This window comes from Actibacterium sp. (assembly GCF_041584535.1).
GTDB lineage: Bacteria > Pseudomonadota > Alphaproteobacteria > Rhodobacterales > Rhodobacteraceae > Actibacterium_D.
This window is the reverse complement of record NZ_JBFHDW010000053.1, coordinates 1-11,172: the sequence shown is the minus strand read 5'-3', so window position 1 is coordinate 11,172 and position 11,172 is coordinate 1. Positions and strand designations below refer to the sequence as shown.

Here is an 11,172-nt window from a genome sequence, read left to right as displayed (position 1 = left end):
CGATGAATGCGTGCCGGTGGCCGAGTTCGAGCAGTTGAAAGCGATCTACACCCGCATCCTCAGCGGCTATTTCGCATGAGCGTGTCGGTCGCCCTGACCGATGTTCTGGCGTCCTGCCACGCCATCCGGCGGGCGGTGTTCATTGATGAACAGCGGGTGCCCGAGGCCATCGAGCTGGACGAACAGGACACCGCGGCGCTACATCTTCTGGCGGTTCAGGACGGGGTGCCGGTGGGCACGGCGCGGCTGTTGCTGAAGGCTCCGGTCGGGAAAATCGGTCGGGTCGTGGTTCTGGCCTCGCATCGTGGCACCGGGTTGGGGCAGGCGTTGATGCGGGTGGCGCTGGAGGTTCTGGCGCAGCAGCCGGGGATCACCACTGCCCGTCTGGGCGCGCAGACCCACGCGATCGGCTTTTATCAACGGCTTGGGTTTCACGCCGTGGGCGACGAATATTCCGAGGCCGGTATTCCGCATCGTGACATGGAATGCCCGATCTTTTCCGAATGACGTCCCCCGGGCGTCATGCTAGGCCAAACACATGAGCCAGATCCCCACCAAAGACCAGATTCTCGACTGGATTTCCCAGAACCCCACCCTGACCGCCAAGCGTGACATCGCCAAGGCGTTCGGCATCAAGGGGGCGGACCGGATCGACCTGAAGCGCGTCCTCAAGGAACTTGAGGCCGAGGGGCATCTGCAAAAACGCGGCAAGACCTATCGCGACCCGGACAAGATGCCGCCGGTCGCGGTTCTGCAAGTGCTGGACCCGTCGCCCGATGGCGATCTGTTCGCCAAGGCGCTGGAATGGCAGGGCGAAGACGAACCGCCGCGCATCCTGCTGATCACCCGCGAGGGCGACCCGGCGTTGGGCAGCGGCGACCGCATCCTTGCCCGCTTGACCGAGGTGAACGCCGAGGATCACGCCTATGAAGGCCGCCTGATCCGCCGCATCGGCACCAACCCGCAACGTATCCTTGGCGTGTTCCGCAAAGCGGCCGAGGGCGGGCGGATTCTGCCGATCGACAAGGGTGCCGAAAAGGAATGGCAGGTGCCTGCCGGTGCGACGCTGGACGCCAGGGACGGCGAACTGGTCGAGGCCGAACAGGCCGGACCGCGCAACCGGATCGGCCTGCAACGGGCACGGATCGTGCAGCGGCTGGGCGACCCGAGCGCGCCGCGCGCGGTGTCGCTGATCGCGATCCATCAACATGGTATCCCTGATGAATTCCCCGATGCGGTGATCGCCGAGGCCGATAAGGAAACGCCGGCCGGGCTGGGCGACCGCGAGGATCTGCGCGAGCTGCCGCTGATCACCATCGACCCGTCCGACGCGCGCGATCATGACGACGCGGTCTATGCCCATACCGATGATGACCCGCATAACGAAGGCGGCTTTATCGTCTGGGTCGCGATTGCCGATGTGGCCCATTACGTGACGCCGGGCTCGGCGCTGGACCGCGAGGCGCGCAAGCGTGGCAACTCGACCTATTTTCCGGATCGCGTTGTGCCGATGCTGCCGGACCGACTGTCGGGCGATCTGTGTTCGCTGCACGAGGGCGTGCCGCGCGCCTGTCTGGCGGTGCGGATGAAGCTGGATGCGCATGGCAACAAGATCGGTCACCGCTTTACCCGTGGGCTGATGCGCTCGGTCGCATCGCTGACCTATGAAGAGGTGCAGGCCGCCGTTGAGGGCCGCCCGAATGACAAGACCGAACCGCTGCTTGAAGACGTGCTGCAACCGCTTTACGCCGCCTATGAAGTGGCGAAAAAGGCGCGCCAGTCGCGGCAGCCGCTGGATCTGGACCTGCCCGAGCGGCGGATCATCCTGAACGACGAAGGCCATGTCGAATCCGTTGCCTTCCGCGACCGCTATGACGCGCATAAGCTGATCGAGGAATTCATGATCCTCGCCAATGTCTCGGCCGCTGAAGAGCTGATCAAGCTGCGGCGTCCGCTGCTGTTCCGGGTGCACGAAGAGCCCAGCCCGGAAAAGCTGGATTCGTTGCGCGATGTGGCGCAGGCCTCGGGCTTTACGCTGGCGAAAGGGCAGGTGCTGAAAACCCGGCATCTGAACGCGCTGCTGGATGCGGCCATGGGTACCGAGTTTTCCGAACTGATCAACCTCAGCACGCTGCGCTCGATGACGCAGGCCTATTACAACGCTGAAAACTATGGGCATTTCGGGCTGGCCTTGCGGTCTTACGCGCATTTCACCTCGCCGATCCGGCGCTATGCCGACCTGATCGTGCACCGGGCGCTGATCGCGGGGCATGGCTGGGGCAAGGATGGTCTCAGCCCCGAAGACATCGACCGACTGGCCGAGACCGCGACGCATATCTCGGAAACAGAACGCCGTTCAATGATGGCCGAGCGCGACACGACCGACCGCTATCTGGCCGCTTATCTGGCCGACCGTGTGGGCAATGAATTCGCCGGTCGGGTGTCGGGGATCGCCCGCTTTGGCGTGTTCGTCAAGCTGGACGAAACCGGCGCTGATGGTCTGGTGCCGATCCGCGAACTGGGCAGCGAATATTTCCACCACGACCCCGAGTCGCAAACCCTGACCGGCGCTGACACCGGCCTTGAAATCGGCATCGGCCAGCGCGTGACCGTGCGCCTGACCGAGGCCGTTCCGGTGACCGGCGGCCTGCATCTGGAACTGCTGACACTGGGCGACAAGCCGTTGCCGCGTGGCGGATCGCGTGGCAAGGGCGGCAAGAACCGTGTTGTCCGGCGCAAACTGTCCAAGTCCAAGGCAAAGACCGACAAGATCAAGCGCAAGGTCGCTCGCAAGCGGCGCTAGTCTGCTGATCGCCCAGAGCACACTTTTCGAACCTATCGGGCCGCGCTACACTTGGTGCAAACAAGAACAGGCAAACAGGTTCCTCTCATGCTGAAACGGATACAGGCTGTCGGGCTTGCTGCTGCGATGTGTCCGGTTTTTGCCGGAGCAGCGCCGCTGGACCTGTCGCTGCGCCCCGCGGCGCGGCCGGACATGGTGCAAACGCAGGATGTGGTCAAAGTGACGGCCGAAAACACCGGATTTCAGAACTGGCTTGGCGGCTTTCGCAGCCGGGCTTTGGCCAAGGGCATTTCCGCCAGCGTGTTCGACAGCGCCTTTCGCGGCGTGTCCTACAATGAGGGCGTGATCGCCAAGGACCGCAACCAGTCGGAATATACCAAACAGATCTGGGATTATCTGGACAGCGCCGCCTCGCCTATCCGGGTCAAGAACGGCACTGCGGCTTTGCAGGAACACGCGCGGGCGCTGAGCGCGATCGAGACCAAATACGGCGTCGACAAGGAAATCGTCGCCGCGATCTGGGGGCTGGAAAGCGCTTACGGCGAACATCGCGGCGACATTCCCACCATTGAGGCGCTGGCGACGCTGGCCTATGACGGGCGGCGCGGCGCGTTTTTCGAGGGTCAGTTGATCGACGCCCTGAAAATCCTGCAATCGGGCGACGTTTCGGCGCGCAACATGACCGGCAGTTGGGCCGGCGCGATGGGGCACACGCAATTCATCCCGTCCAGCTATCTGGCCTTTGCGGTCGATTTCACCGGCGACGGCAAGCGCGACATCTGGTCGAACAATCCGACCGATGCGCTGGCCTCGACCGCCGCCTATCTGGCGCGGAACGGCTGGGTCAAGGGTCAGCCTTGGGGGTTAGAGGTGCGTCTGCCGCGTGGTTTCAACTATGCGCTGTCCAGCCGCAAGATCATGAAAATGCCGTCGGAATGGGCGGCAATGGGCGTGACCGATATTCACGGCAAGCCGGTGCGCGACTTTGGCAACGCTTCGATCCTGCTGCCTGCCGGGGCGCAAGGCGCGGCCTTTATGATCTTCAAGAATTTCGCCGTGCTTGAGCGCTATAACGTCGCTGATGCCTATGTGATCGGGGTCGGGCATTTGTCTGATCGCCTGAAGGGCGGGCCGGAAATTCAGGCGGCTTGGCCGCGCGGATACAAGCCGCTGTCCTTCGACGAAAAGATGGAGATGCAGCGCCGTCTGACCCGGATGGGGTTTCTGGATGACAAGATCGACGGCATCATCGGCCCCAACACGATCAACGCCATCCGCGCCTTTCAGGAATCGCGCGGCGTGACGCCGGACGGCTATCCCTCGCAAGAGTTTCTGGATCTGCTGAAACGCCGCTAGGCGCCGGGGGCGGGTTACAGTTTGGGCTGAAATTCTTCGACGACGTGCCGGTAAACCTCGCGCTTGAAGGGCACGATGTTATCGACCAGCTCGTCAGCGGGCAGCCATGCCCATTCGCTGAATTCCGGGTGTTCGGTTTCAATGTTGATCTGGTCATCGCTGCCCAAGAAACGCATCAGGAACCACAGCTGTTTCTGGCCGCGATACTGGCCGCCCCAGATCCGGCCAACCAGGTCTTCGGGCAGGTCATAGGTGACCCAGTCGCTGGTCTGGCCCAGAACCTGAACCAGATCGGCAGTGACACCGGTTTCTTCCCACAATTCGCGCAGCGCGGCGTCGGTCGGGTCTTCGCCCGGGTCGATCCCGCCCTGAGGCATTTGCCACGCGGCAACCTCGCTATCTTTGCGCTGGCCGACGAAAACGGCGCCAGCGCCATTGGTCAGCATCACACCAACGCAGGGTCGATAGGGCAAAGAGGCGATGTCATTGGGCATGGCGGAAAGGGCCGGTGCGGGACCGGCCCCCTTTCTTATTTTGCGCTGTCCAGCGCCGACAGACCTTTCAGAATATCGACGGCATAGGCCAGTTGATAATCCTCTTCGCGCAGCTTGGCGGCCTCTTCGGCTTTCTGCTGCTCTTCAAGGGCTTGCTTGCGCTCGTCCTCGGTCATCGAGTCATTGTCCAGGCTGCCACGCAGATCGGCCTCGGTCCGGGTGCGGCGCGCGGCCGACGATTCGTCCTCGGGCACCTCGGCTACGGGTTCACGCGGCGGCTGGGCGACGACGATATCCGGCGACACGCCAAGGGCCTGAATCGACCGGCCCGACGGGGTGTAATAGCGCGCCGTGGTCAGGCGCATCGCGCCATTGCCGTTCAGCGGCATCACCGTCTGGACCGAGCCTTTGCCAAAGCTCTTGGTGCCAACGACGATGGCGCGGCGGTGATCCTGCAGCGCGCCGGTGACGATTTCCGACGCCGAGGCCGAGCCGCCGTTGATCAGCACCACCATCGGTTTGCCGTCGATCAGGTCGCCGGCGGTGGCGTTATAGCGTTCGCTGTCATCGGGGTTGCGGCCACGGGTCGACACGATCTCGCCCGCGTCAAGGAACGCGTCCGACACTTTGATTGCCTGCGTCAGCAGACCGCCGGGGTTATTGCGCAGATCCAGAACGACGCCGTTGATGTTGTCCAGCCCGCCCAGTTCCTCCAGCACTTCCGCCAGACGTTCCTGAAGGTTCGGGAAGGTCTGATCGTTGAACGTGGTCACGCGCAGAACCACGGTATTGCCCACCACACGCGACCGTACGGCGGTCAGTTTGATTGTGTCGCGGATGATCGACACGTCGAACGGTTCGTCGATACCCTTGCGCACCACGGTAATGATGATTTCCGACCCGACCGGGCCGCGCATCAGTTCGACCGCCTGATCCAGCGTCAGGCCCAGAATGCTTTCGCCATCGACATGGGTGATAAAGTCACCGGCCTCGATCCCGGCTTTGTCGGCGGGGGTGTCGTCAATCGGCGACACGACTTTGACAAAGCCCTCTTCCTGCGTCACCTCGATGCCCAGACCGCCGAATTCACCGCGGGTCTGCACCTGCATGTCGTCGAAATCCTTGGGCGGCAGATAGCTGGAATGCGGGTCCAGCGAGGTCAGCATGCCGTTGATCGCAGCTTCGATCAGATCGCTCGATTCCACCTCTTCGACATATTGCGCGCGGATGCGTTCAAAGATGTCGCCGAACAGGTCCAGCTGTTCATAGACCGAGCTGGTCTTGTCGGCCTGCTGGGCGATCAGCGGCCCGGCAAACTGAGTGGTCATCAGCACGCCAGCGACGGTGCCCCCGATCGCGGCCATGACGAACTTTTTCATCGGCTTTCTTCCTTCCTCACACTGAACCACTTGGCGGGGTCCACCGGGATACTGTCTTGTCTCAATTCTATATAAAGCGTTTCTGAACGAACTGTTCCACCGCCTTCTGTCGCATCGCTTAGAAATGCGGCGACATTCGGGTCAGCGCCGCCCATCAATCCGACAGGCGCCCCTGCCGGAAGCACCTGACCGACGTCACCATAAACCTGTTCCAGCCCGGCAAGCACCAACAGAGTGTTGCCCGAGGGTTCAAGTATCATCACATTTCCGTAGTCCAGCAGCGGCCCGCGATAGCGGATCGTCGCCGGGGTGGGCGTGGTGACCAGCGCCAGCGGCGGCGTGGCGATCACCAGACCGGGGCGGCGGATGCCTGCGGCGTCGGCCTCGCCCATCCGGCGCAGGACCACGCCCTGAACCGGCAGCGGCAGGGTGCCCTTGGCCGCATCGAACCCGGCAATCGGCGGCAGTTGTTCGCCCTGATCCATCTCCATCAGCCCGCTGGCAAAACTTTCCAGCGTATCACTGCCCTGAAGCAGGTGGCGCAGCCGGTCGGGATCGGCGGCAAAGCGGCGCGGCAGGTCGGTGCGGTCCGAGATCGCTTGTGACAGGTCGGTGCGGGCGTCCTGAACACCGGCCAGCCCGTCGCGCAGCGTCTGTTCGGCGTCCTGCTGCAACCCGCGCAGCAAGGCGACCTCTTCCAGCGTGGCGCGCAACGCTTCGGCGCGGGCCTGAAGCGCGGGGGTGATTTCGGTCAGCAACATGCCGCTGCGCGCGGTGCCGACCGGGCCGGCCGGATGCAGCAACAACAGGGTCTCGGGCGCGCGCTGCATACTGATCAGCACCCCTAACAGCCGCGCAACCTCTTCGCTGCGGGCGTCCAGTTCCAGCTGGATCGCCTGTTCGCGGATCGCGGCGCGGCGCAGGCCTTCGCGCAGGGCGACAAGACCCTCTTCATAGGCGCGGATGGTCTGGGTCAGTGCGGCGACGCGGTCGCTGGCCGACTCGGCGTCTTGCAGGGCCATGCCCGCCTGATCCAGCATTTGCGCGGCGCGGCGGGCGGTGCTGACCGGATCGGTCGCCTGCCCCCATGCCGCCAGCGGGCCGGTCAGACCCGCCGCCAGTGCAAGGATCAGACCGGTCCGGCGCAGGCTCATCTCTGGATCAGACTTTCACCGGTCATTTCCGCCGGTTGCTCAAGCCCCATCAGTTCCAGCAGGGTCGGCGCCAGATCGGCCAGCCGCCCGCCGCTGCGCAACGTCGCGCCCTTGGGGCCGCCGACCATGATCACCGGCACCGGGCTTAGCGTATGCGCGGTGTGCGGGCCGCCGGTTTCGGGGTCGACCATGACTTCGCAATTGCCGTGGTCAGCGGTGACGATCATCGCGCCACCGGCCTTTTCCAGCGCGGGCAGAACCCGGGCCAGACCGGCATCCACGGCCTCGCAGGCTTTCATCGCGGCTTTCAGATCGCCGGTGTGGCCGACCATGTCGGGGTTGGCATAGTTGACGACGATCAGGTCATATCCTGCCTCGATGGCCTTGACGAATTCGCCGGTAACCTCGTCCGCCGACATTTCCGGTTGCAGGTCATAGGTCGCCACTTTGGGCGATGGCGCCATATAGCGGTCCTCGCCCGGCACCGGGTCTTCCTTGCCGCCGTTCAGGAAGAAGGTGACGTGCGGATATTTCTCGGTTTCGGCAAGGTGGAACTGCCGCAACCCCTTTTTCGCAACCCATTCGCCCAGCGTGTTGACGATATCGCGTGGCGGAAAGACCGTGGCCATATAGGCGTTGTGGCGTTCGGAATATTCGACCATGCCCAACAGCGCCGCCCAAGCCGGGCGCGGGGCCACGTCAAAGGCGTCAAAGCCCGGCTCGCCAATGGCGCGCAGGATCTCGCGGGCGCGGTCGGCGCGGAAGTTCAGGCAGAAGAACCCGTCGCCGTCCTTGGCGCCCTTGTAGTCGCCGATCACCGTGGCAGTGATGAATTCGTCGCTTTCCGAGCGGTTATAGGCCGCATCCACGGCCATATGCGCCGACACGGCATGGCCGCCTTTGGCGTGGATCATCGCGGCATAGGCCTCGGACACGCGGCCCCAGCGGTTGTCGCGGTCCATGGCGAAATAGCGCCCGGTGACTGTGCCGATGGTGGCATTGGCGGGCAGGGCCGCCGACAGGTCGGCGAAATAGGTAAAGGCCGATTTCGGCGCCACGTCGCGGCCATCGGTCACCGCATGCAGCACCACCGGCACCCCGGCCGAGGCGACCGCGTTGATCGCGGCGATGATATGCGTCAGGTGCCCGTGCACCCCGCCATCCGACACCAGCCCCATCAGATGCGCGGTGCCGCCGGATTTCTTCAGCGTCTCGATAAACTCCAGCAGCGCCGGGCGCTTGAAAAAGCTGCCATCCTCGATCGACAGGTCGATCTGGCCCAGATCCATCGCCACCACCCGGCCCGCACCGATATTGGTGTGCCCGACCTCGGAATTGCCCATCTGGCCGGTCGGCAGGCCGACATCGGGGCCATAGGTGATCAGCGTGTCATTCGGGCAAGTCGCCATGAGACTGTCGAACGCGGGCGTATTGGCCAGCGCGGGCGCGTTGGCGGTGGGGTCTTCAAGCTTGCCCCAACCATCGAGGATGCACAGGACGACAGGTTTCGGATTGGTCATGTCTTGAGCTTTCATAACGGGTTGCGGCCTATTTATGCGCCCACTGGCCGCAGGACAACCGTTCACGCGGCCGCAGGTGAAATTGAGCTTGCATCCGAACGCGGTCAGGCGCACCAAAAGGCATCCAGATTTATTGCAGTTCGTTATGAAACCCAAACTCCTGACCACTCTCAGGACCTACAGCCCGTCCCTTTTTGCCGCTGACCTTTTCGCCGGGGTCACCGTTGCACTGGTCGCGCTGCCCCTGAGCCTTGCCATCGCGATTGCCTCGGGTGCCGATCCGGGCAAGGGGCTGATTACTGCGATTGTCGGCGGGTTCTTCATTTCGCTGCTGGGCGGCAGCCGGGTTCAGATCGGCGGGCCGACCGGCGCGTTCATCGTGGTGGTCTATTCGGTAATTGCCGAGTTCGGCTATGACGGGCTGGTTCTGGCGACCTTCATGGCGGGGCTGATCCTGATCCTTGCCGGGGCGCTGCGGGTCGGCAACCTGATCGCCTATGTGCCCGAGGCCGTCGTGGACGGTTTCACCATGGGCATCGCCATCATCATCGCCACCAGCCAGCTGTCGGATTTTCTGGGCCTGCATCCGGGCGCGGTGCCGGCGGATTTCCTGCACAAGCTGCCGGTTTTGTGGGGGGCGCGGGATAGTCTGAACCTTGGCGCAGTGCTGATCGGGCTGGTGACCATGGTGCTGATCGTCTTTCTGCGCCGCCTTGCGCCGCGTTGGCCGGGGCTGATCGTGGCGGTTCTGGCGGCCTCGGCGCTGGCGCTGTTGCCGGGGTTGAACGCCGATACGATCGGCTCGCGGTTTGGGGCGCTGCCGACCAGCCTGCCGATACCGCATCTGCCGGAACTGTCGGTCGAGCGGATGGTGGACTTGTTGCCCTCGGCCTTTGTGATCGCGTTTCTGGCCGGGGTGGAATCGCTGTTGTCGGCAATGGTTGCCGACCGGATGATCGGCGGTAAGCACCGCCCCGGCGCCGAGGTCACGGCGCAGGGCGTGGCCAATCTGGCCTCGTCGCTGTTCGGCGGCATGCCCGCCACCGGCGCCATCGCCCGCACCGCAACCAACGTCCGCGCCGGAGGCCGCACCCCGATCGCCGGTCTGGTTCATGCGGTGACGATCCTGCTGATCATGCTGCTGGCCTCGCCGCTGGCGGGCTATATGGCGATGCCGGCGATGGCGGCGCTGTTGATGCTGACCGCATGGAACATGAGCGAGCCGCATAAATGGAAACACCACCTGACCGCGCGGCGGCAGGATCAGATCCTGATGGCGCTGACGCTGATTCTGACGGTTCTGGTCGATCTGACCGTGGCGATCGGGGTCGGGGTGGGCTTGGGTCTGGCGATGCGGCTGCGCAATCGCAAGGTGCCGAATGACTGGACGCCGCCGGATGCCTGATCAGGCGCGGTGATAGGGGCTGCCTGCCAGAATTGATGCGGCGCGATACAGTTGCTCGCTCAGCATTACCCGCACCAGCATATGCGGCCAGACCATCTTGCCGAACGACAGGCTGGCATCGGCACGAGCGCGCAGCGCCGGGTCGATGCCATCGGCGCCGCCGATGACAAAGGCGACATCGCTGCGGCCCGCATCGCGCCACCCGGCCAGCAGGTCGGCAAAATCGGGCGACGACATCACCTTGCCGCGTTCGTCCAGTGTGCAGATCAGCGCGCCGCCGGGAATGGCGCGTTCCAACAGGGCGGCCTCGGCAGACATGCCGCCGCCCTTTTTGTCCTCCACCTCGTTCACCGCCGCCGGTCCAAGCGAAAGCGCCCGGCCGGTGCGGTCAAAACGGGTGAGATAATCATCGAGAAGACTGCGTTCCGGGCCCGCCCTAAGGCGGCCCACCGCGCAGATATGGACCCGCATCAGGCCTGCGGCGCGGTCGCCCCGCTGGGCAGCCACATCTTTTCAAGCTGATAGAATTCGCGCACTTCGGGGCGGAACACATGGACGATGATGTCGCCGGTGTCGATCAGCACCCAATCGCCCTGACCTTTGCCTTCCAGCTTGGACAGACGACCAAGGTCCTGTTTCAGACGGTCGGTCAGCTTTTCCGCGATTGCGGTGACTTGACGGGTCGAACGGCCAGAGCAGATCACCATGTAATCGCCCATCGCGGATTTTCCGCGCAGGTCGATGGTCACGATGTCTTCGGCTTTGTCGTCGTTCAAAGAGGCGAGGATATGCTCAAGCAACGCCTCGCTGGTGACGGCGGGATGGGACTGGGTCATTTGCCCGCCCGGTGCGGGAGAGGCAGGCGCCGCATTCGCGTTATGGGACAGGTCATTGTCCTCCTTCAAACACGCCGACATGACCCCGGCGCTGGGCATAAGTAAAAGGTAGCACCTGAAAGGCGAATTCTCAACCACGGGGCCGAATGTGCCTGCGGGTGTTGCGCGTTTACTCTGGGCTGTGGGGTGGGGTCAATGCGCTGTCTTTCAACAGGCGCACTTCCT

The 11,172-nt window shown here is 63.8% G+C and carries 10 protein-coding genes; 4 read left to right on the top strand and 6 right to left on the bottom strand.

The genetic code is table 11. The features are described from left to right. The first annotated feature begins 75 nt into the window (after positions 1-75). The 3 genes from ABYW26_RS04330 to ABYW26_RS04320 all read left to right on the top strand — a co-directional run bounded on the left by ABYW26_RS04330 (position 76) and on the right by ABYW26_RS04320 (position 4,159). The gene (locus ABYW26_RS04330; protein WP_372603567.1) at positions 76-507 is read left to right on the top strand and encodes a GNAT family N-acetyltransferase; all 432 of its coding nucleotides are present in this window, start codon (positions 76-78) and stop codon (positions 505-507) included. Between the two features lie 31 nt (positions 508-538). Then, positions 539-2,803, top strand: a complete 2,265-nt coding sequence (gene rnr / locus ABYW26_RS04325; RefSeq protein ID WP_372603566.1) for a ribonuclease R — start codon at positions 539-541, stop codon at positions 2,801-2,803. An 87-nt stretch (positions 2,804-2,890) separates the two neighbouring features. Then, positions 2,891-4,159, top strand: a complete 1,269-nt coding sequence (locus ABYW26_RS04320; protein WP_372603565.1) for a lytic murein transglycosylase — start codon at positions 2,891-2,893, stop codon at positions 4,157-4,159. A 14-nt stretch (positions 4,160-4,173) separates the two neighbouring features. On the opposite strand, the gene ABYW26_RS04315 is transcribed toward ABYW26_RS04320, so the two are convergent. From ABYW26_RS04315 to gpmI, 4 genes are read right to left on the bottom strand one after another with little or no spacing between them, the layout of a single operon-like run. After that, a complete protein-coding gene (locus ABYW26_RS04315) occupies positions 4,174-4,653 on the bottom strand; it encodes an RNA pyrophosphohydrolase (RefSeq protein ID WP_372603564.1) in 480 nt (159 codons plus the stop codon). A 35-nt stretch (positions 4,654-4,688) separates the two neighbouring features. Continuing rightward, complete coding sequence (locus ABYW26_RS04310) at positions 4,689-6,032, bottom strand: S41 family peptidase (protein ID WP_372603563.1); 1,344 nt, start codon at positions 6,030-6,032, stop codon at positions 4,689-4,691. Beyond that, positions 6,029-7,186 carry a murein hydrolase activator EnvC gene (locus ABYW26_RS04305; protein ID WP_372603562.1) on the bottom strand — a complete coding sequence of 386 codons (1,158 nt, stop codon included), beginning with the start codon at positions 7,184-7,186 and terminating at the stop codon, positions 6,029-6,031. The genes ABYW26_RS04310 and ABYW26_RS04305 overlap by 4 nt, the downstream gene beginning before the upstream one ends. Beyond that, complete coding sequence (gene gpmI, locus ABYW26_RS04300) at positions 7,183-8,706, bottom strand: 2,3-bisphosphoglycerate-independent phosphoglycerate mutase (protein ID WP_372603561.1); 1,524 nt, start codon at positions 8,704-8,706, stop codon at positions 7,183-7,185. The genes ABYW26_RS04305 and gpmI overlap by 4 nt, the downstream gene beginning before the upstream one ends. Before the next feature lie 145 nt (positions 8,707-8,851). On the opposite strand from gpmI, the gene ABYW26_RS04295 reads away from it, so the two are divergent. Continuing rightward, positions 8,852-10,111 (top strand): SulP family inorganic anion transporter, encoded by a 1,260-nt coding sequence (locus tag ABYW26_RS04295; RefSeq protein ID WP_372603560.1) that lies wholly within the window; start codon positions 8,852-8,854, stop codon positions 10,109-10,111. On the opposite strand, the gene rlmH is transcribed toward ABYW26_RS04295, so the two are convergent. Both rlmH and rsfS read right to left on the bottom strand, forming a co-directional pair. Next, positions 10,112-10,582 carry a 23S rRNA (pseudouridine(1915)-N(3))-methyltransferase RlmH gene (gene rlmH, locus ABYW26_RS04290; RefSeq protein ID WP_372603559.1) on the bottom strand — a complete coding sequence of 157 codons (471 nt, stop codon included), beginning with the start codon at positions 10,580-10,582 and terminating at the stop codon, positions 10,112-10,114. It abuts the gene before it with no gap. Next, on the bottom strand, positions 10,582-11,046 hold the full coding sequence (rsfS, locus tag ABYW26_RS04285) for a ribosome silencing factor (protein WP_372603558.1): 465 nt from the start codon (positions 11,044-11,046) through the stop codon (positions 10,582-10,584). Before rsfS ends, rlmH begins: the two co-directional genes overlap by 1 nt. Positions 11,047-11,172: the final 126 nt, after the last annotated feature.